The sequence below is a fragment of the Methylophaga sp. UBA3613 genome (assembly GCF_002375415.1).
GTDB lineage: Bacteria > Pseudomonadota > Gammaproteobacteria > Nitrosococcales > Methylophagaceae > Methylophaga.
This window is the reverse complement of record NZ_DFLS01000006.1, coordinates 120331-140375: the sequence shown is the minus strand read 5'-3', so window position 1 is coordinate 140375 and position 20045 is coordinate 120331. Positions and strand designations below refer to the sequence as shown.

At 43.0% G+C, this 20045-nt stretch carries 21 protein-coding genes; 16 read left to right on the top strand and 5 right to left on the bottom strand.

The features are described from left to right. Positions 1-26: 26 nt before the first annotated feature. The 10 genes from B3S93_RS06935 to B3S93_RS06890 are packed head-to-tail and all read left to right on the top strand — an operon-like array spanning position 27 to position 8069. Positions 27-722 carry a thermostable hemolysin gene (locus B3S93_RS06935; protein WP_292357138.1) on the top strand — a complete coding sequence of 232 codons (696 nt, stop codon included), beginning with the start codon at positions 27-29 and terminating at the stop codon, positions 720-722. Next, a complete protein-coding gene (locus tag B3S93_RS06930) occupies positions 719-2197 on the top strand; it encodes an AMP-binding protein (RefSeq protein WP_292398956.1) in 1479 nt (492 codons plus the stop codon). The genes B3S93_RS06935 and B3S93_RS06930 overlap by 4 nt, the downstream gene beginning before the upstream one ends. Then, the gene (locus tag B3S93_RS06925) at positions 2184-2831 is read left to right on the top strand and encodes a TenA family transcriptional regulator (RefSeq protein ID WP_292398954.1); all 648 of its coding nucleotides are present in this window, start codon (positions 2184-2186) and stop codon (positions 2829-2831) included. Before B3S93_RS06930 ends, B3S93_RS06925 begins: the two co-directional genes overlap by 14 nt. Next, positions 2828-3640: an SDR family oxidoreductase gene (locus tag B3S93_RS06920; protein ID WP_292357133.1), complete on the top strand. Its 813-nt coding sequence runs from the start codon at positions 2828-2830 to the stop codon at positions 3638-3640. The genes B3S93_RS06925 and B3S93_RS06920 overlap by 4 nt, the downstream gene beginning before the upstream one ends. After that, complete coding sequence (locus tag B3S93_RS06915; protein ID WP_292357131.1) at positions 3637-4305, top strand: tetratricopeptide repeat protein; 669 nt, start codon at positions 3637-3639, stop codon at positions 4303-4305. Before B3S93_RS06920 ends, B3S93_RS06915 begins: the two co-directional genes overlap by 4 nt. Then, a complete protein-coding gene (locus tag B3S93_RS06910; protein ID WP_292398952.1) occupies positions 4286-4945 on the top strand; it encodes a response regulator in 660 nt (219 codons plus the stop codon). The genes B3S93_RS06915 and B3S93_RS06910 overlap by 20 nt, the downstream gene beginning before the upstream one ends. After that, positions 4942-6267, top strand: coding sequence for an ATP-binding protein (locus B3S93_RS06905; RefSeq protein ID WP_292398949.1), 1326 nt, complete (start codon positions 4942-4944; stop codon positions 6265-6267). Before B3S93_RS06910 ends, B3S93_RS06905 begins: the two co-directional genes overlap by 4 nt. Next, the gene (locus B3S93_RS06900; RefSeq protein ID WP_292357127.1) at positions 6264-6602 is read left to right on the top strand and encodes a cupredoxin domain-containing protein; all 339 of its coding nucleotides are present in this window, start codon (positions 6264-6266) and stop codon (positions 6600-6602) included. Before B3S93_RS06905 ends, B3S93_RS06900 begins: the two co-directional genes overlap by 4 nt. 2 nt (positions 6603-6604) lie before the next feature. Then, positions 6605-7384 carry an FTR1 family protein gene (locus B3S93_RS06895; protein ID WP_292357125.1) on the top strand — a complete coding sequence of 260 codons (780 nt, stop codon included), beginning with the start codon at positions 6605-6607 and terminating at the stop codon, positions 7382-7384. Next, positions 7377-8069 carry a hypothetical protein gene (locus B3S93_RS06890; protein ID WP_292398946.1) on the top strand — a complete coding sequence of 231 codons (693 nt, stop codon included), beginning with the start codon at positions 7377-7379 and terminating at the stop codon, positions 8067-8069. Before B3S93_RS06895 ends, B3S93_RS06890 begins: the two co-directional genes overlap by 8 nt. Here B3S93_RS06890 and B3S93_RS06885 read toward each other — a convergent pair. Beyond that, on the bottom strand, positions 8066-8374 hold the full coding sequence (locus B3S93_RS06885; RefSeq protein ID WP_292398943.1) for a hypothetical protein: 309 nt from the start codon (positions 8372-8374) through the stop codon (positions 8066-8068). The genes B3S93_RS06890 and B3S93_RS06885 overlap by 4 nt on opposite strands. Before the next feature lie 164 nt (positions 8375-8538). Between B3S93_RS06885 and B3S93_RS06880 the strand changes: the two genes are divergently transcribed. Further along, positions 8539-8925: a diacylglycerol kinase gene (locus B3S93_RS06880; protein WP_292357119.1), complete on the top strand. Its 387-nt coding sequence runs from the start codon at positions 8539-8541 to the stop codon at positions 8923-8925. 50 nt (positions 8926-8975) lie between these two features. On the opposite strand, the gene hmpA is transcribed toward B3S93_RS06880, so the two are convergent. Further along, the gene (hmpA, locus tag B3S93_RS06875) at positions 8976-10193 is read right to left on the bottom strand and encodes an NO-inducible flavohemoprotein (protein WP_292398940.1); all 1218 of its coding nucleotides are present in this window, start codon (positions 10191-10193) and stop codon (positions 8976-8978) included. Between the two features lie 166 nt (positions 10194-10359). On the opposite strand from hmpA, the gene norR reads away from it, so the two are divergent. Further along, complete coding sequence (gene norR, locus B3S93_RS06870; RefSeq protein WP_292398936.1) at positions 10360-11937, top strand: nitric oxide reductase transcriptional regulator NorR; 1578 nt, start codon at positions 10360-10362, stop codon at positions 11935-11937. A gap of 5 nt (positions 11938-11942) precedes the next feature. Here norR and B3S93_RS06865 read toward each other — a convergent pair whose 3' ends face one another. Beyond that, complete coding sequence (locus B3S93_RS06865; RefSeq protein WP_292398933.1) at positions 11943-12989, bottom strand: NAD(P)-dependent alcohol dehydrogenase; 1047 nt, start codon at positions 12987-12989, stop codon at positions 11943-11945. A gap of 335 nt (positions 12990-13324) precedes the next feature. Between B3S93_RS06865 and B3S93_RS06860 the strand changes: the two genes are divergently transcribed. Then, complete coding sequence (locus tag B3S93_RS06860) at positions 13325-15376, top strand: TonB-dependent receptor family protein (RefSeq protein ID WP_292398930.1); 2052 nt, start codon at positions 13325-13327, stop codon at positions 15374-15376. A 154-nt stretch (positions 15377-15530) separates the two neighbouring features. On the opposite strand, the gene B3S93_RS06855 is transcribed toward B3S93_RS06860, so the two are convergent. Then, positions 15531-15881, bottom strand: a complete 351-nt coding sequence (locus B3S93_RS06855; RefSeq protein WP_292398927.1) for a DUF3147 family protein — start codon at positions 15879-15881, stop codon at positions 15531-15533. Positions 15882-15962: 81 nt separating this feature from the next. Beyond that, positions 15963-16805 carry a LysR family transcriptional regulator gene (locus tag B3S93_RS06850; protein ID WP_292356757.1) on the bottom strand — a complete coding sequence of 281 codons (843 nt, stop codon included), beginning with the start codon at positions 16803-16805 and terminating at the stop codon, positions 15963-15965. Positions 16806-16907: 102 nt separating this feature from the next. On the opposite strand from B3S93_RS06850, the gene ccoN reads away from it, so the two are divergent. From ccoN to nirK, 3 genes are all read left to right on the top strand, one after another. Next, on the top strand, positions 16908-18335 hold the full coding sequence (ccoN, locus tag B3S93_RS06845; protein WP_292398924.1) for a cytochrome-c oxidase, cbb3-type subunit I: 1428 nt from the start codon (positions 16908-16910) through the stop codon (positions 18333-18335). Positions 18336-18339: 4 nt separating this feature from the next. Further along, complete coding sequence (locus B3S93_RS06840; RefSeq protein WP_292398921.1) at positions 18340-18576, top strand: cbb3-type cytochrome oxidase subunit 3; 237 nt, start codon at positions 18340-18342, stop codon at positions 18574-18576. Positions 18577-18676: 100 nt separating this feature from the next. Further along, positions 18677-19987 carry a copper-containing nitrite reductase gene (gene nirK, locus B3S93_RS06835; RefSeq protein WP_292398918.1) on the top strand — a complete coding sequence of 437 codons (1311 nt, stop codon included), beginning with the start codon at positions 18677-18679 and terminating at the stop codon, positions 19985-19987. Positions 19988-20045: the final 58 nt, after the last annotated feature.

The following is a 20045-nucleotide window of genomic DNA, read 5'->3' as shown; positions in this document are numbered from 1 at the left end:
CAACCATAAACATCTGGAGATGATTTATGGAAGCAACCATATTAAATAATACGACACTGAAGACTGCAAAGCATTGGCAACAACGTTTGTTGTTTCCACATAAATCACTTTCGTTCATAGATAATCAATCAATTGATAAACCGGCTGTTCAGTCATTTATCAGTGAGCGGTTTAATGATGCTTTCGGAGCGGAAATCTGCCATTTTTTGCCGTACTTTCTCGCCAGTCATATGGAGGGTGAGATTGACTCTGCCATTGGTTTTCAACCGGTTCAGCAGCACCCATTATTTCTGGAACAATATCTTTCGCAGCCAGTTGAACACACCCTGAAGTTGTATGGTGTCCACACCCAACGGTCGGACATGGTCGAAATAGGTAATTTGGCAGCCAGTTTTAATAGTGGTAGTCCATTATTATTTATTTTACTGGCCGCCGTATTGGATAAGGCTAACTATCAGTGGGTGGTATTCACTGCAACCCGCCAGGTCAGGCATCTGATTTCTCGACTCCAGCTCTCAACCATCATGTTAGGTGAAGCTGATCCCCAGCGTTTGATTGATAAAACTCAACAGTGGGGCAGTTATTACCAACATCAACCGATGGTATTGGCTGGTCATCTTGCGACAGCTATTGCACACCTGCGCCAACATCAGGTGATTCAATCGTTACTGGAAACCCATCAGGATTTTGTGGAAAGCACGGCGAGGATAATTCGTCAATGAACAGCAAAATTTTACAATCCTTTGAAAAACTAGCCATTGAACAGCCAGACAACATTTGTGTGCTAGATGACGTTCAGCAACGAACACGTCAACAGGTGATGCAGCAGGTTGAAGCGGTCGCAACCGAATTAATGGAATATCAACATCAGGTTATTGGTTTACTGGCTGATAACAGCGTGCAATGGTTGATTATGGATCTGGCAGCACAGCGCGCCGGAATCATTTTATTGCCATTGCCATTATTTTTTACCCCAGATCAACTGCAACATGCACTACAGAGTGCGGGGGCTATTGGGCTGATTCATGATCGTCCATTAATGATTGATGATGAGTTTCTGGGTGAAAGTCACTTTGTAAAAAGTTTGATGTTGACCTTTACAGCCTGCCGAAATATCTCAGTCATCGCATTGCCTCCTGGCACGGCAAAAATTACATTTACTTCAGGATCAACAGCCGACCCAAAAGGGGTGTGCCTGAGTAACGACAATCAATACCAAGTCAGTCAGAGTTTATTAAGCGTGCTGAAAATGGAAAATGTTCGGCATCTGGCCTTACTTCCATTAAGCACATTACTGGAAAATATTGCTGGGCTTTACACACCTTTATTAAGTGGTGGAGAGATTATATTACTTGGCATGGAGAAAACCGGTTTTTCCGGCAGTCTGTCAGGCAACATTTTTCAGTTATTAACCACCATTTCGCATTATCAACCAGAAAGTCTGATTCTGGTTCCAGAATTATTGTCGGCTTTACTAATCGCCGCTGAACAGGGATGGCAGCCACCTGAATCCTTGCAATTTATTGCGGTAGGGGGAAGTCGCGTCGCCAGCGAAATGATTGAACGTGCTCGTCAGATTGGTCTCCCAGTATATGAAGGATATGGCTTGTCTGAATGTAGTTCAGTGGTCAGTCTCAATACGCCAGTACAAGACAATCCTGGAACAGCCGGAAAGGTATTACCCCATGTAGATATCCAAATTGAAAAGGGTGAAATCATGGTGTCGGGTAATACTTTTCTGGGCTATATCGGCACGGACCTATCACATCAAAATACTGTTTCCACCGGCGATATGGGCTATCTGGATCAGGATGGATTCTTAGTCATCCAGGGACGTGAAAAACAGCTGCTCATTTCGAGTTACGGTAGAAATATAAATCCCGAATGGGTAGAAAGCGAAGTACTTGCTCATCCTGGGATTTTGCAATGTATTTTGTTTGGTGATGCTAAACCGTATTGCACCGCATTAATTTATACCCATTTAAACGATGCCGCATTGGAAAACTGGCTATCACACGTTAATAAAAAGCTTCCAGTCTACGCACAAATTACCAAATGGCAGCGTCTTGAACAGCCGTTAACAGCAAAAGCTGGACTACTCACAGCCAATGGTCGACCAAAACGCGATCGAATTTTTACTTTTTTTCAGCATGATTTGGAAGCTATCTATCAGGAGTCACAGTATGGGATTTTTTGACACACTCTGCCAGCAGACAGACGTTGAGCGACAACACTTATTTTCTGCCCCAATTATTAATCAGGCGATGCGGGGTGAAGTGACGCTGGATCTTTATATAGCTTTTCTAACGCAGGCTTATCATCACGTTAAACATACCGTTCCATTGCTGATGGCCGTTGGCTCACAATTGCCAGAACAGTATGAGTGGTTACGGGAAGCTGTTGCGGAATATATCGAAGAAGAGCTGGGGCATCAAGAGTGGATTCTGAATGATATCGCTGCATGCGGTCATGATAAAGAATTGGTGCGAAACAGTCGTCCAAATTCTGCCACCGAGCTGATGGTGGCCTATGCCTACGATACGGTTTTCCGCATCAATCCACTGGGTTTTTTTGGCATGGTTCATGTACTTGAGGGCACCAGTATTGCCACTGCAGATAATGCCGCGACAGCGATTCAAAATGCGTTGTTTTTGCCTGATAAAGCCTTTAGTTATCTACGTTCACATGGCGCTTTGGATCAGGATCATGTGAAATTTTTTGAAGCTTTGATGAACCGGATTGACGATCCAGAGGCACAACAACTGATCATTCACAGTAGCAAAATGTTCTATCGTTTGTATGGCGATATTTTTCGGAGCCTTACAGTATGAATACGCCCCTGAATTCATCGTCCAACACTATCGTTTTAACCGGTGCCACCGGTGGACTGGGATCTGCACTGGCTAAAGTCTTGTCTGCTCAAGGTTTTTTATTGGTGTTGTGTGGTCGGAATCATGTTCAACTGGAACAGCTTAATCGTACATTAGGTGGTCAACATCACTGCATTGCCAGTGATTTAACGACAAGTGAAGGCCGTCAGGCAGTGCTTTCGTATTGCCAACAGTTTCCCAGAGGTATTAATGCATTAATTAATAATGCGGCCAGCAATCATTTCGGTCCACTCAAAGAGATGAATGAAAGCAGCATTCAGAAGATGCTCATCACCAACTTAATGGTACCTATCGAATTAACACGCTTACTACTCCCATTACTGGGAAAAGCAGATAAAGCCCAGATCATCAATATCGGTTCGGCATTCAGCCGACTCGGGTTTCCGGGATTCAGTGTTTATAGTGCCTGCAAATTTGGTCTGCGAGGCTTTACGGAAGCAATGCGTCGAGAGTTAGCCGATACGCCTATCACTGTACGTTTATTTGCGCCCCGCACCATTACTACAGCAATGAACGATGACAACGTGACTGCAATGAATAAAGCACTTGGAAATCATAGTGATAGTGTTGAAAACGTGGCAAGTCAGTTCGTCGATTTTTATCAGAAAACACAACGTAGTGAACAGTTCTTAGGCTGGCCCGAACGTTTATTCGGTTGGTTGAATTCAATCAATAGTCGCTGGGTGGATCAAGGCCTAGCCAAAAAACTTCCGCTGATTCAGCGTTATTGGACAGGAGCAGCAAAATGAAAAAAGTATTTGTTTTATTCTATAGTCTGGGATTATTTGTTTTCAGTCTATCGGCTCAGGCAATATCGCCTGAAGCATTGCAATTGCAATCCGCCTGGGAACATGCCAATTATGAGTTAACTGACAAACAACAGATAGAGGCGTTTGAATCATTAACTGCAAAGGCGGATGAGATAAAAAAACTCTCACCTGATCAACCGGATGTATTAATCTGGCGGGGAATTATTTATGCCAGTTATGCCGGTATTAAAGGCGGCCTTGGTGCATTATCCATGGCAAAAACAGCCAAAGCGGATCTGGAAAAAGCCATTGAAATTGATGATCAGGCATTGAATGGTTCAGCCTATACTACATTAGGGACACTGTATTATAAGGTCCCAGGTTGGCCATTGGGGTTCGGTGATAAGGCTACCGCAGAAAAGCTATTAAAAAATGCATTGAGATTAAATCCACAAGGCATTGATAGTAATTATTTTTATGCTTTGTTTTTAGTAGATAAAAAACAATATAAAAAAGCGGAGTCTTATCTGTTATTCGCGAAAAAGGCGGCACCCAGAGCAGATAGACCACTGGCTGATAAAGGCCGTTTAATGGAAATTGATAAGGCATTGGCAGAAGTCAACAAACATATGAATAACCAAACGCATGCAAATACTGTTAATTGAAGATGATCTGTCATTGGCGCAAGGTCTTATGCGGTCGCTGCGGCATGACCGGTTTACGGTAAATCATTTAAGTCTTGGTCGTCAGGCGATTAACAGCATCAAAACTACACCGCCTGATATGGTAATTCTGGATCTGGGACTGCCCGATATGGATGGCACCGACGTGCTGGCAGAGATCCGAAAGCACAATGCTACAGTACCTATATTAGTATTAACGGCTCGTGGCAGTATTAATGATCGCGTCATCGGACTGGATGCCGGTGCCGACGATTATCTGGCTAAACCGTTTGATATTGATGAACTGCTGGCCAGATTAAGAGTGTTCGAACGCCGATTGAGCAGTCAGCAACACGCTGCATTACAAATCGGTTCCGTCAGTCTGGACAGCAAAGCCATGCAGTTAAAAGTGGATGATGTGTTGGTGGAATTACCACGACGTGAATTTATGTTGCTGAAAATCTTAATGGAGAATGTTGGTCGTGTGCAGACCCGGGATAGTCTGGAATCAAAGCTGTACAGCTGGGGTGAAGAGGTCGCCAGTAATGCCATCGAAGTACATGTTCATCATTTACGTAAAAAACTTCCAGAAGGCTTTATTAAAACCATCCGCGGCGTAGGGTATCAAATCAGTAATCCATGAAATCAATCCGACTGTATCTCCTACTGATATTAGTAGCTACTCTGGTACTGGTGATGTTTGTGTCGTTACTGAAAGGGTATCAGTCCAGTATTGAAACGGCACAACAATTGTTTGATGAACGTTTAATCAACACCGCTGAACTGATTGCCTCCGCTCACATTGGTCAAAATACAGTCGATTCGACGCAAAGTCCCACCAGTGATTATCTGTTTTTTCAAATCTGGGATGCCAACGGCCAATTATTAACTCGCTCTAAAACTGCTCCCCATATTGCGCTAAGTCAATTTGAACAAGGATTTTATGACGTTAATTTCAAAGGCTTTCGCTGGCATAACTATGTACATCCTGATCCGCAATTTGAACGATGGATTATCGTCGGAGAACGCAGTGATGTTCGCAGTTCTATGGCGGAAGATATTGTTTTGGCCACCATATTACCGGCGTTTTTCGGCATCGTAGTGGCCGCCATAGTAATCTGGTGGTTAATTGGTACCGGGTTAAAGCCCTTGAAAACGCTTTCTGCGCAACTTTCCAGCAAACAGGCTGATGATTTAAGACCGATTGAATTGGCCCCATTGCCCATTGAAATGAGTCAGTTGGTGAAAATTATTAACCAACTATTCTGGCGTCTTGACCAAAGTTTTCAACGTGAACAGCGTTTTGCGGCTGATGCGGCACATGAATTACGTACCCCTATCAGTGCCTTGCAGATACATTTACATAATCTTCGACAAACCTACGGAGATAACACAGAAGATTGGCAACTCATGCAGGCTGCTGTTGACCGGATGGGCCATCTGGTCAACCAGATCCTGATGCTGTATCGGACAGCGCCTGAGCAAATTGCAGCGAAAGCCGAAGCCATTGATCTGTACAAATTGGCCAGCGAGGTTATTGCACGAGATTATCAACAGTTTGAGAAGCGTCAGCAATATATTGAATTGATTGGTGAATCCGCCCAGGTGTATGGTCATTTATTTGCCCTGGAAACACTGTTACAGAACCTGCTAAACAATGCCAACAAATATGCACCGTCAAAGGGGCATATTGTCATTCATGTTCATCCCACTGAGAAAGGTGTGCGATTAACCGTTGAGGATGATGGTCCCGGTATTCCGCCAGACCAGTATGAGCGTATTTTTGACCGGTTTTATCGATACCAGAACGAAAACAGTGATCTCCAATTACCGGGATGTGGTCTAGGTCTCGCTATCGTTCAACATATTATTGAAATGCATCATGCTGAGATCAAACTGACCAAATCAGCATTTGAAACGGGCCTTAAGGTCATTATAGATTTTCCTGCAGTGATGAATAAATGATGAAGTATTTTTTTATATGCATGGCTATCCTATTGATTCCAATAAAGAGTTACGCTGCGCCACCCGTATTTGAAATCCTCATCAAAGATCATCTATTTTATCCGGATGAACTAGTGATTCCCGCTGATACCAAGGTGAAATTACTGGTCAAAAATCAAGATGCTACTCCTGAAGAATTTGAAAGTTATGAGCTTAACCGTGAAAAAGTCATCCCCGGCAATACTCAGGCGATCATTTTTGTCGGCCCATTAAAGCCAGGGACGTATCCATTTTTTGGTGAGTTTTTTCCTAAAACGGCCCAAGGCAGAATAATTGTCAAAGAGAGCGGTAAATAATCATGTTGCTGAATAGCGTTATTCTGGTGTTACGTGAAGTACTGGAAGCCGCCATGGTCGTAAGCCTGTTCATGGCATTTACCACTGTGAGTCAGCAAGCACGTAGCTTTCTGCTCAAGGCAATTCTGCTGGGATTGATTGCCGGTGGCGCTTATGCGTATTTTTTACCCGAGATATCAAACTGGCTGGAGGGCGTTGGTCAGGAAATAACCAATACCATTATTCATATAGGTATTTATGTATTTCTGATGGGGTTTTTATGGCTTATTTCCAGAGATATTGTCCTCCCCAATCGGCTGGTAAAAGGCATGATGATGGCAGCCATTATCCTGGCAATTAGTCGGGAAAGTGCCGAAATCATGTTATATATTTCCGGCTTTCGCAGTGATCATTTTTTGCTGCAATCCGTCGTGTCAGGCAGTTTAATTGGCTTAAGCATCGGGGTTAGCTGCGGTATTTTTTTATATCACCTGATGATTGCTTTAAAACCTGCAGCCGCAGCCAAATTCATCTGTGTGCTGGTTGTGATTGTAGGGAGCAGCATGATGTCCCAGGCCACTCAGTTTCTTATTCAAGCAGATTGGTTAGCCTCAACAGAACCCGTATGGGACAGCTCTCATATTATCAGTGAACATTCGTTACCCGGTCAGTTACTTTATGCATTGATGGCGTATGAAGCGACGCCTACCTGGAGTCAGATAATAATTTATCTGACAAGCTTGTTACTGATGTTGATCGTGATTCTTTCGGGACGATTTTCAAGGGCTATTTCACATGTTTAATTTTCAACGCCTCAGTTTTTTATTTTTTATTGTTACGCTCCCGGCGCTCAGTCATGCCGATGGTAATCCGGTCGATAAAGTCTATGCGCCTTATGTACAGCCATTGGAGCGTGAAATTGAATGGAGAATGACCGATTCAGATGGGCAGCAGGTTCAACGATTAGGGGTGGGCAAAAGTCTTACCGACCGGCTGTTTATTGAAGGCTATTTGATTGGTGAAGATAATCAAAATAATGATTTTCGCTTACAGGCATATGAAATCGAAGCGCTTTGGCAACTGACCGAGCAAGGTGAATACGGTATTGACTGGGGGCTTATAACCGAACTTGAACGACAACGTGATGATAATAACTGGGAAGCAGCTGCAGGATTAATCGCTTTGAAAGAGTGGGGGAGATGGGTTGCAACCAGTAATTTCTGGCTTAAATATGAATGGGGCGAATCGCAGGAAAGTGAATTTGAAACCGCTTTATCGTTACAAACCCGTTATCGACTTTCTCGCTATTTTGAGCCGGCGGTTGAATTTTATGCTGGCGAAGATACTCGTGCATTAGGTCCAGTGTTTTTGGGCGATATCAGTCTTTCTCCCGGTAAAAAACTGCATTGGGAAATTGGCGTTCTGACCGGCTTATCTGCCAAAACCGCCGATACCAACTGGCGTGCATTATTGGAATATGAGTTTTAACGCTGTTGCATTTGTGAAATGCATTCCTCAAGCGTTTTGTTTTTAAAATCATCAATAGCTTGCTGCTTACCTTCATTGGTTTCAGCAACCGGTTGTTGATAGGCACTCAGAAGCAAGCCCCGCGTAACATTACCCATGGCGTTTTCCATTGCCTCGTGAATCGGTGTATTCATTTGTCGAAACAGCATATATGAGCCGGCTTTGCTGGCCCATTCCTCACAAACTTGTGCCTGCTCAGCCTGAACGGAAATGGCATTTGTCAGCAAAAAGCCACCAAAGAAGAAACTCAACACGATTTGTTTCATTTATAAAATCCTAAATTTTTATACGATAACTTTACTGATAGCGAGATGAAGATTTTGTCAAAGGATTGAGCGAACAACTTTTTTGATGATTTAGGTTATTGTGAATTGGCTTAGAGTCACGCCATGATGCTCTGTAGAATTCATAAGACAATAAAGTGATCGCGATGAAAAATAAATTTCTGGAAAGTGGCGAAGCAGGCTATCACCCACTGAAAAAATTTCGCACCATTATTAAAGGACTGCGTTATGCAGTATTAAGTGACTTCAGTGTACTTTACAAAGTAGTTGTCTCAGTCATCGTTGTACTGGTTTCGTTGTGGTTTCACAAATGGGTGGATGCCGCATTAATCATTATGGCAACTGGCTTTGCCCTGAGTGCAGAATTGTTTAATACTGCCATTGAAGCCATGTGTGATTTCGTGGAAGAACGTCATAACCATAAAATCGGCATCATTAAAGATATCGCTGCTGCAGCTGCCGGTGTGGCGATATTTGTTTGGGCTGTAGTGATTCTATCCAGCTTTCTGGGCGTTTGGCAACGCTTGGTTTGAGTAAGTCAATTCAAAAAGTGGAGAGCAATGATTCGCTCTCCATGCATTTGTCAGATATCGCTATGAGGACCAAAAACTTCGTAATGAATTCGATCTGCAGCCACGTTTAAATCCAACAATTGTTGTTTGATGAAGCGCATAAATCCAACGGGCCCACAAATATAAAAGTGACCATCTGTCAGGGGCAGCTCAAATTGCAGGCGGTCTAATTGCATCAGACCAGTTAGCGCCTGATTATCATCAGCATCATCCTGCTTATACCAATAGTAATAATGCAGCTTATCCAGCTGATTTGCCACGTTTTTAAGCTGATCGGCATAAGTGTGCTGATTCTTATTTTCACAGGCATGCAAAAACCAGGTTGGTTGCTCGGTTTGGTTCTCCAACAGGGTTCCAAGCATCGCCATCATCGGTGTGATACCGACACCGGCAGATATCAGCACCGTCGGTTTGTCTAAATGTGCCAAATAGAAATCCCCAGTGGGTGGCATTAACTCAACATGATCACCAACCTGCACTGTGTCGTGCAAATGATTGGAAACCAAACCTGCTCTTGGCTGGGTTTCACGTTTGACACTAATCCGGTAACTTTCGCCATTGAATTTATCAGAAATAGAATACTGACGGATTTCAATATTTTCTGCCTGCTCAGGTTTTACTTTAACGGCCAGATATTGACCGGGTTGGTAATTGGCAATTTCAGCACCATCAACCGGAACAAAGGTAAAGCTGGTAACCAGTTCTGATTCCGGTTTTTTATCTTTCACTTTAAATAAACGTGAACCGGTCCAGCCGCCGCTTTTGTTTTGGTATTCGCTATAGATATCCTGTTCTCGGCCAATTAACACTTTGGCTAATAGCCCATAAGCCTGCACCCAGGCGTCGGCTACTTCATCGGTAAATTCTTCTGGTGCCATTTCTCTCAACGTTTCAATCAAATGATGACCGACAATCTGATATTGATCAGGCTGAATATCAAAACTGACATGTTTATGGGCCACTCTTTCGACCAGTTCACCTAAAGCGCCCAGATCATCAATATGCTTGGCGTACATTGCTACGGCGCTGAACAAGGCAAACTGCTGTCTTCCGGTTGCCTGATTAGCAAGGTTAAAAATATCTTTTAATTCAGGATTGTGACTGAACATGCGTTTGTAAAAATGGTCTGTGACCTCAACCCCGGCATTTTCCAGCAATGGCAGGGTACTTTTTACGATTTCAATGGTTCTGTTATCTAACATAAATAACCTCTTAACTAATTCAAACAACGGATTCTTTTTAGAGGTTGCAGAGGTTGTGCCATTTATAAAAAAGCATATAAATCAATTAAATACATAAATACGCATCAGTAGATGTGTCATATTGACATGGAAAAAACGTGTCTTTTTGACTTTTTAGTGATAGATTGACCTTAATTGAATAATTGAGTTGGCTATGCAAGATTTTGATTCAACATTATTACTTGAAGTCGCGCTGGATCTGGCGAACAGTATTAATAACGATGATCGTTTTGATCGCCTGTTGGCATCCATTCGCAAAGCCATTAAATGCGATGCCGTTGCATTATTGGGCTTGCATGAAAACCTGCTAACGCCTTTGGCCATTCAAGGCTTGTCCTCCGAAGTATTGGGTCGACGTTTTTATCTAACTGAGCACCCGAGACTTGAGCAGCTATGCAATGCCACTAAACCACTTATTTTCCCCGATAACTGTGATTTACCCGATCCCTATGATGGTTTGCTATTAGCCAGAACCGGCGATCTTCCGGTGCATTCTTGTATGGGGTTGCCATTGTATTCTGACCAAAAAGTCATTGGTCTGGTCACCATCGATAGTCTGCAGTCTGGGAGTTTTAATGCAATCAGTCCCAAAACGCTGGAACTGATAGCCGCATTGTCTGCAGCCACATTGAAAACAGCCCTCGAGTTTAAAAAGCTCGAAATTAGCGCCCAGCATGCGCAGCAACTGGTGCAGGAACTGACTCAGGAAGCCTTGTTAAAAGATGGGGGAGAACTGATTGGGCAAAGTACTGCCATGCAGACGCTGAAAAACGAAATCCAGCTGGTCGCCGGTTCGGATTATACCGTGCTGATAACCGGTGAAACCGGCGTGGGAAAAGAGCTGGTTGCACGCACTGTGCATCAATTGTCATTGCGAAAATATAAACCCTTAGTTCATATCAACTGTGCGTCTTTGCCGGAAACATTGGCTGAGGCCGAATTATTTGGTCATACCAAAGGTGCATTTACCGGAGCCGATCGTGAAAGAGCCGGTAAATTTCAATTAGCCCATGGTGGCACTCTGTTTCTTGATGAAATCGGAGAGTTGCCGTTAGCTGTACAAAGTAAGCTTTTACGGGTATTACAAAGTGGTGAAATACAACCGGTGGGTAAAGATAATGTCGAACAGGTTAATGTTCGTGTTATTGCTGCCACCAACCGGAATCTTGAAGAAGAGGTTAGCGAGGGACGTTTCAGAGCCGATCTCTATCACCGTTTGTCGGTCTATCCAATCAAGGTTCCACCATTAAAAGATAGAGATCAGGATGTTTTATTACTGGCAGGTTACTTTCTGGAAAAAACCAGTCGTAAATTAGGTATCAGGCAATTACGTCTCGCTCAGGATGCTGAACTGGCATTAAGAAGCTATCACTGGCCGGGCAATGTTCGTGAACTGGAACATGTGATCAGCCGTGCTTCGTTAAAAGCCAAGGCAAAACCGACAACGACCGGTATTATTTCATTAAATAGAGCGTTTCTTGAGTTGCCAGCAACAACTATTGCTGAGAATTCAGTTGCAAAAACGGCTGAAATTAAACCCATGCTATCGCTCGACATGGATCTCAAAACCGCTACCAATGAATTTCAAAAACATTGCATTTTAACGGCCGTTACACAAGCTGATGGAAACTGGAGTGAAGCGGCCCGATCACTGAAAATCGATCGGGCCAATTTGGTCAGAATGGCAAAACGCCTAGGCATTTCGATTAAAAAATCTGTTGTAAATCATTAATTAAGTTATGCGCTTAATGAAGCCATATCAATCACAAAACGATAACGGACATCGGATTTTTCCATACGATCAAATGCCTCATTAATCTCATCCATTTTGATCATTTCGCATTCCGGCAAGATGTTCATACGTCCACAAAAATCCAGCATTTCCTGCGTTTCAGCAATCCCGCCAATTAACGAGCCTGCAATCCGACGTCGTCCGAAAATCATAGGTGCCGTATTTGGCCCTTCAACCGGGCCGATCTGCCCAACCAATACCAGTGTGGCATCATTATCCAGCAATGGAATGTAGGGATTCAGATCATGATTGACTGGAACGGTATCGATAATTAAATCAAAGCTCGAACCTGCGCCTTCCATCGCTGCCTCGTCTTTAGAGACCAGGAAAGCATGGGCACCAAGATCCATGGCATCTTGTTCTTTTTTCGGTGATGTACTGATAACTGTTACGTGAGCACCTAAACCCACCGCCAGTTTAATTGCCATATGACCCAAACCGCCCATACCGACAACACCTACGCGGCTACCTGGACCGACGTTCCATTCTCTGAGTGGGGAATACGTGGTGATACCGGCACAAAGGAGTGGGGCGGCAAGTGCCAAATCCAGATTTTCCGGGATACGTAATACAAACTCTTCACGCACTACCAGATGTTTGGAATAACCACCATGAGTTATATCACCGGTGATTCTATCGGGAGAGCCATAGGTCAAGGTAAATCCATTTCGGCAGTATTGCTCATGGTCATTATGGCATTCATCACAATCCTGACAGCTATCCACCATACAACCCACCGCAACGTTTTCACCTGGTTTGAATTTGGTCACCGCAGATCCCACTTCGATTACTCGGCCAACGATTTCATGGCCAGGAACCACAGGATAGGTCGAGCTCCCCCAATCATTTCGCGCCACATGCAAATCAGAATGACAGACACCGCAATACAAAATTTCCAAGGCAATATCATTGGCACGTAATGCACGTCTTTCAAAAGATAACGGTGCTAGGGGAGAATCAGAAGATTGAGCTGCATAACCGATAGTTTTCATGAGAACTCCTAATTGAATTAAAGGTGAAATAGCGGCGGACGCCATATGCTGACACTAATAATGAGTTTAACAATAGACTAATATCATTAACGCTTTATTAATTTTGAAGATTAACCTTATTCATCATACCTTCATAAAAGGTATTGCACCGTTTCAATACACCTCGGTTTTAAGATGATTACAACCATGGTTCAGTTGTTTTGATAATTTGTAGTTTGTAAACCGTCTTTATATTAGTACGCACACTCTTTTTTGTTAATCACTGATTGGCCGGCATTAACACTCATGTGATAATATTAATGATATTTATTCGTATTTATTAATTGGGGTCGTGAATGTCATTAATTTCAAAAAGAAAAAAACTCTGTGCTCTAATATCAATGTATTTAGTCACAGGATATGCATCTGCCGATGGCGCTTCAAAATTGGACGCCATGATTGTCAACTCGGACTGGTTAGGTGAAACCTCTGAAGAGAGAGTTAAAACTTATGCAGGGTCAAGGGAAGTACTCACAAATCAAGAACTGCATGAAAGAGGAGCATTAAACCTTGAAGATGCTTTGCGTGGTGTAAACGGCATTCAAGTACTTGATGAGACTGGCACAGGTATTTTGCCCAATATTGGTATTCGCGGTTTGAATCCGTTACGCAGTGAAAGATTACAAATACTAGTGGATGGTTACCCCATAGCTATAGGCCCTTATACAAATGTTGGTGTGTCTTTGTTCCCTGTCACATTACCGAGTATTGAAGCAGTAGATATTGTCCGGGGTGGCGCGGCTGTGCATTATGGACCCAATAATGTCGGCGGGGTGCTGAACTTGGTAACCAAACCGATTTCGCGAGAGTTTAAACAATCCATCCGTGAGCGAATTACCATTGCAGAAGATACGGGAAATGCTTATTACGATACCTATTATCGGGTTGCGGGTTTTGTGGGTAACGACCTCGGTGTGCAGCTTCAGGTAAATCTTCAAAATGGGGAAGGTTTCCGGGATCATTCAGAGACCGATGTACAAAATATCATTCTGGATGCCCAATACTTTCTTGATGATAAAAATGAGCTAGATATGCAATTACAATATTACAATGTCAATGCAGAGTTACCAGGCTCGCTTTCCCCTTCAGCTTACCGTGCAGATAGAACAGATTCACAACGTCCACATGATGCATATGATGCTGACATGTTGAGAGGAAATCTGACATGGACCTATAACCCAAACAGTAATGTAGAATTTCAATGGCGAAACTTTGCTCATAAGGCAGATCGAACCTTTGATTTCGGGCAAGGTGCAGCATTTTCTTTTGATCCGTCACTTGAAGCCGAATACGTTGCTGACTCACCTAGAATTTTTCATGTTTATGGTACTGAGCCCCGGATTACATTCAATCACGGCAATCATACTTTTATGGCAGGCGCACGCTTTGTTAAAGAGCAAGTTAGTTTTGATGTTAATCGTCTAACTCTTACTACTAATGAATACAGCCAAGTACGTAACTGGAATTTTGATACAGAAGCGGTTGCATTATATTTTAGTGACACTATTGCTCTGTTTGAGGATAAATTGAGCATTACTCCAGGTATACGTTACGAAGACGTCAGTACGGATTTTGAAGATAGAATTAACGGTACGACTAATAAAAACGAAACGGATAAATTTCTGCCTGGATTAACTGTTGGTTTTCAGGCCACCGATTCACTCTTTTTATTCACTAATGCACAACGCTCTTTGGTACCTGTTCAAACGGCTCAGGTAACTCGTGAAGGGGCTGTAGCTAATGAACTTGCTTGGAATTATGAAATAGGAGCCCGATCACAGCTATCCGAAAATGTAAGTGTCAGTGGTACTTTGTTTAGGATAGATTACGATGATCAAATTCAGTTTAATCGTACTGACAGCATATTTGAAAACCTCGGTGAAACACGCCATGAAGGTGTAGAACTTACCGCAGATTGGCAGGCAACAACCCGATTGGCGCTTGGCATCGGTTATACCTATCTGGACACAGAACAACTTAATGGTGCAAACAAAGGCAACGAATTGCCAAATGCTCCCGAGCATCATTTCAGTGCCCATGTTAATTATCGTGTGGGGCCATGGAAAACCACTCTAACGGGCCTGCATGTTAGCGAAAGTTATAGTGATGCGAATAGTACAGATGAAGAAACGGTTAATGGTAGCGCCGGAAAACTCCCAGCATATACTTTAGTTAATTCGCGATTGAGCCGAGAATTTGTTGTCGGTGGAAATAATATTGAAATAGCCGTGGCTGTTAATAATTTGCTCGATGAAGAATATTATTTTAGGGGAGTAGATGTCAGTCCTGTTGGCAGACTTCCTGCGCCCGGACGCTCTTTAATTCTTGAAGGCAGTTTAGATTTTTAACATACACTTCGAACATTAACCCGGTTACGCTTATTGATAACCGGGTTATTTTTTTTGGCTTATCTCCAGACTTTCATGAAAATATAAAATAACTTTGGGCAAATCATTGAATGTAATGAATGGCTTAGTTTTGAGGAAGAAAGGGGATTGAGATTTAAAGCTCAATGCCAAATGACCTCAATACAACCAACATAGCGTAGTAACAAATAACTGTGGCACCGATGGCAATCAAAAGGCTCCAGTAAAAATTTACGCCCATGTTCAGCAAAATAGGCAAGGTGATAAACAAAGCCAAAGAGGGAAGAACCAACCAGAAAATATTGGATGCCAAGATACTGATTTTTGTTACATCACCCGTTTCTTGATACAACCAAATGATGGCAATAACTGAAATCAAAGGTACTGAGGCCATAATGGCACCAAAGACGGAACTTCGTTTAGCTAGTTCAGAAATTACGACAATAACAACAGCGCTAACGACAACTTTAGTTATGTAGTACCACATAGGTCACCTGCATTAGTTGATAAAAATTTCGCTAGCCCCCTATAAGACTTTTTATTCTTAAATTATCGTTATTCAACAATATCACAACCATGGTTCAGATATTTTCCCCGCCTTAAATAATGCATTAAGCACTTTTTGAAAGAGCGCATTTTTGGTCTGCTTTTTATGCATCATATACACAGGAAAAGTAAATTCAGGGTAATTATCAACCTTGATCAAATCTCCTGAATGTAAATATTTTTGGACAACGCGCGTTCGAAAATAACCGCTGCCACCATTTTCCAGGATGTGCTGGAGCGCGAGCTGGCCAAGATTGATAGTCAGCTTGGGTCTTGCCAGATGTGGCAGAGCGATATCATGTTGTTTACGGAAATATTCTCCCCAATCTACATAGATATAAGGTTGTGCTTGGTTTTTAGCGGAGACATAGATCAGTTTTTCTTCCAGAACTTGTTCAACCTGAATTCCGGGACCGTATTCAGGTTGATGCACGACAATGACATCGAGTAAACCTTGCTGAAGTTTTTGATGCAACGAGGTTCGTTCACCAATTTCTGCATTAATCGCCGTTTCGGAAATATCCTGACTCAGATTGTTTAACCATTGGAGCATTAACGGACTCCAAAGACTGATTTCGCCAGCAATATTGAAAATGGTTTCGGTACCTGTCGGTAACGGTAAATTTCGCTTGGCACCTTCCCATGCCTGCACCATCGCTACCGCATGTTCAATAAACTTTTCCCCATCAAGCGTCGCGGTAGCACCGGAGCGATTCCTGATAAATAACCTGCAACCAAGCTGATTTTCGAGATTATGTACACGAGCAGTAACGGTCGTTTGAGTGACATTTAGTGCTTCTGCCGCAGCCCCGAAACTACCCAAGCGAATGATTTCCAGAAAAGTACGTGCCTGATTAATATCCATCAATAATTTTGATAATAAATAAAGATATTATTCATTATACATATCTATGATGAGCGTCCAAACTATTCACAACAAAGGTAATAGAAGAGTTTGGATATTCGTATGAATGCAAAAGAACATCAACATTACAATTATGATGTGGTGAAGTATTTCAGTGTCAGTGCGTGTATTTATTTAGTACTTGGCACGGCAGTCGGCGTATGGATTGCCTCGGAGCTCGCCTGGCCATTTCTTAACTTTGATATCCCCTATATTACCTTTGGTCGCTTACGTCCTGTCCACACCAATATCGTTGTATATGGCTTTGGTGGATCGGTATTGATGGCGACAGCCTATTATGTGATTCAGCGAACTTGTGGCGTGCGACTCTGGAGTGATCCCATGGCTTGGTTCACTTTCTGGGGATGGAATTTATATGTCATTGGCGCCATGATCACTTTGCCATTAGGCATTACCCAAGGTAAGGAATATGCAGAACTGGAATGGCCGCTGGATATTCTGCTCGCCGTGGTTTGGATTGCATACACTATTAATTTCATCATGACGCTGAGTCATCGTAAAAGCAGTCACATCTACGTTGCCAACTGGTTTTTCCTGGCCATGATGATCATGTTTACTTATCTGCATGTGATTAACAGTCTGTCGATACCCGTGAGTATGTGGAAGTCCTATTCTATCTTTGCCGGCGTTCAGGATGCGATGGTTCAATGGTGGTGGGGTCACAATGCCATTGGGTTTTATCTGACGGCTGGCTTTTTGGGGATCATGTACTACTTTGTGCCCAAACAAGCTGAGCGGCCAATCTATTCGTATCGATTATCGGTCATTCACTTTTGGGCATTGATTTTTGGCTATGTCTGGCTCGGTGCTCATCATCTCCAATACACCGCGTTACCTGACTGGACAGGCTCTCTGGGTGCAGCCATTTCATTGGCCATGATCATTCCATCATGGGGCGGGGCGTTAAATGGGATGTTTACACTCAGTGGGGCGTGGGACAAACTTCGAACAGACTATATTCTACGTTTTTTAATTGTGTCTCTCGCCTTCTACGCCATGTCCACTTTTGAAGGGCCGGTGATGGCATCCAAAACGGTCAATGCGTTATCGCATTACACAGACTGGACAATTGGGCATGTGCACTCTGGCGCTTTAGGGTGGGTCGCCATGGTTTCAATTGGCGCGCTTTATCATATGGTTGAACGGATGTGGAATACCACTATGTTTTCCGTCAGTTTAGTCAATGTGCATTTTTGGTTGGCCACCATAGGCACAGCAATTTATATCACCTCAATGTGGGTTGCTGGAATCATGCAAGGTTTAATGTGGCGTGCCTATGACGAGTATGGGAATTTGTCTTATACCTTTGTAGAGTCCGTGGCACAGATGCATCCTTATTACATTATGCGAGCCATGGGAGGATTTATATTCTTTTGCGGCGCCGTAGTGATGTTAATTAATGTACTCACAACGATTTATCTTGCTAATAAAAAAGCGTCAGAAGCAAAAGTGTCATTACAGCCAGGTTAATATGATGGATATTTTGTGGTTGTTTGCAAATATTATCGTCGCATTTTTAATGTCACATTGGCTGGTTGTTGTGACGTCTTTTATTGGTCTGTGTTGCATGCGGGTAATAGCGCTATGGGTATTTCACCCGGATAACAAAAAGCTATATGACTCACATGCCCATATTCCCTTAGAGGATTTGCTGGAAGGTGAAAAACATCAACCTTTAAAATCCAAATCATACGTTTCTATATTTTTATAAATGCGTATTACCGGGCTTATATTATTGTTTTTTGTTATATTCCTGATAAGTAATCTTTGGCTTTAATCGCGAAAGTCTACGTTTTCATCTAGGAACGATAATGAATCTTTACCGGCTTTCAAATATATTGGCCATTACGGTCGCTGCAGCATTATTACTGAGTTTAATGGTGATATTGGCCCTTGGTGGTTTTTCGCTTTTGGCTTATCTCAAAACCAGTTTGATCCAGATGTTTGGTTTTGTCATTGCCGCAACGGCTTCGCTATTTTTCTTTCTGCGACTGATTCATCAAATGCACTCCCGTGCTTATGTCATTTCCATGCTGGTTTTTATAATAGGTATCGCCGCGTTTCTGTCCGTTTCAATTGGCAAAATGTATATGTTTCAGTATCCAGTGTATGTTGAATCATATGGCCCGGGCAAAGGCCCTGGGCTTCCTCTTAACAATGTGCTGACATTCTTTCGGCATATCGGACAATTTGAGTGGATTTATGATATTGCCCATGATCCTAATAATGTGCCTGATCAGGTTTCTTCCCATAATAGCGGTTCAGAAAATGTCACCAAAATCACCTTGGAAACCAAGGAGGTTCTTGCAGAACTGGCTCCGGGTATCACCTTTAATTACTGGACTTTTAACGGCACCGTTCCCGGACCGATGATTCGGGTGAAACAGGGTGATACCGTTGAACTAACACTACACAACCACGCGACCAGTTTGCATCAGCACAATATTGATCTGCATGCCGTTACCGGTCCAGGTGGTGGGGGCGAAGCCACTGTAGTTGAGCCAGGCGAAAGTAAAACCATACGTTTCAAAACACTTAATCCAGGTCTGTTTGTTTACCACTGCGCCGTACCAAATATGGCAGTACATATGACGCATGGTATGTATGGCCTCATTCTGGTTGAACCTGAAGCAGGTTTGCCTGAGGTAGATAAAGAGTTTTATCTGATGCAAGGTGAGCTTTACACCACAGGTGCGGTTGGTCGAAAAGGCTTGCAAGTTTTTGATGCAAAAAAAATGCTCGATTCTGAACCAGAATATGTGGTGTTTAACGGTCGAACCGGCGCTGTTGTCGACAATATGCAGGTGAATGTCGGTGATACCGTCAGACTGTATATCGGTAATGGCGGAGTGGCGATGAACTCTTCATTTCATCTGGTCGGCGAGATCTTTGACACCGTGTATCCAGAAGCCTCGATGAATGGTGCGCAATTCAAGAATGTACAAACCACAAATATCCCGGCCGGTGGCGCCACTATTGTGGAATTTAATGTGGATTATCCTGGGCATTATGTGCTGGTTGATCATGCCTTGATGAGAACAGATAAAGGTGCCTGGGGCGTCATTGAGGCTATCGGAGAAAAAGATCCGAACATTTTTAAGAAATTAGAAACCAATCCTTAACAAAATTTTCAAGCTGAACCAGCATTGATCTGGTTTTCAGTTATCTAAAATTGATTTG

Excerpts from the sequence above, each read along its gene's own strand:
- B3S93_RS06915 (WP_292357131.1), top strand. The coding sequence starts at position 3,637 with ATGAAAAAAGTATTTGTTTTATTCTATAGTCTGGGATTATTTGTTTTC.
- B3S93_RS06920 (WP_292357133.1), top strand. The coding sequence starts at position 2,828 with ATGAATACGCCCCTGAATTCATCGTCCAACACTATCGTTTTAACCGGT.
- B3S93_RS06880 (WP_292357119.1), top strand. The coding sequence starts at position 8,539 with ATGAAAAATAAATTTCTGGAAAGTGGCGAAGCAGGCTATCACCCACTG.
- B3S93_RS06850 (WP_292356757.1), bottom strand. The coding sequence starts at position 16,805 with ATGGATATTAATCAGGCACGTACTTTTCTGGAAATCATTCGCTTGGGT.
- B3S93_RS06910 (WP_292398952.1), top strand. The coding sequence starts at position 4,286 with ATGCAAATACTGTTAATTGAAGATGATCTGTCATTGGCGCAAGGTCTT.
- ccoN (WP_292398924.1), top strand. The coding sequence starts at position 16,908 with ATGAATGCAAAAGAACATCAACATTACAATTATGATGTGGTGAAGTAT.
- B3S93_RS06860 (WP_292398930.1), top strand. The coding sequence starts at position 13,325 with ATGTCATTAATTTCAAAAAGAAAAAAACTCTGTGCTCTAATATCAATG.
- B3S93_RS06925 (WP_292398954.1), top strand. The coding sequence starts at position 2,184 with ATGGGATTTTTTGACACACTCTGCCAGCAGACAGACGTTGAGCGACAA.
- norR (WP_292398936.1), top strand. The coding sequence starts at position 10,360 with ATGCAAGATTTTGATTCAACATTATTACTTGAAGTCGCGCTGGATCTG.
- B3S93_RS06855 (WP_292398927.1), bottom strand. The coding sequence starts at position 15,881 with ATGTGGTACTACATAACTAAAGTTGTCGTTAGCGCTGTTGTTATTGTC.
- B3S93_RS06865 (WP_292398933.1), bottom strand. The coding sequence starts at position 12,989 with ATGAAAACTATCGGTTATGCAGCTCAATCTTCTGATTCTCCCCTAGCA.
- B3S93_RS06895 (WP_292357125.1), top strand. The coding sequence starts at position 6,605 with ATGTTGCTGAATAGCGTTATTCTGGTGTTACGTGAAGTACTGGAAGCC.
- B3S93_RS06885 (WP_292398943.1), bottom strand. The coding sequence starts at position 8,374 with ATGAAACAAATCGTGTTGAGTTTCTTCTTTGGTGGCTTTTTGCTGACA.
- B3S93_RS06900 (WP_292357127.1), top strand. The coding sequence starts at position 6,264 with ATGATGAAGTATTTTTTTATATGCATGGCTATCCTATTGATTCCAATA.
- B3S93_RS06935 (WP_292357138.1), top strand. The coding sequence starts at position 27 with ATGGAAGCAACCATATTAAATAATACGACACTGAAGACTGCAAAGCAT.
- nirK (WP_292398918.1), top strand. The coding sequence starts at position 18,677 with ATGAATCTTTACCGGCTTTCAAATATATTGGCCATTACGGTCGCTGCA.
- B3S93_RS06890 (WP_292398946.1), top strand. The coding sequence starts at position 7,377 with ATGTTTAATTTTCAACGCCTCAGTTTTTTATTTTTTATTGTTACGCTC.
- B3S93_RS06840 (WP_292398921.1), top strand. The coding sequence starts at position 18,340 with ATGGATATTTTGTGGTTGTTTGCAAATATTATCGTCGCATTTTTAATG.
- B3S93_RS06905 (WP_292398949.1), top strand. The coding sequence starts at position 4,942 with ATGAAATCAATCCGACTGTATCTCCTACTGATATTAGTAGCTACTCTG.
- B3S93_RS06930 (WP_292398956.1), top strand. The coding sequence starts at position 719 with ATGAACAGCAAAATTTTACAATCCTTTGAAAAACTAGCCATTGAACAG.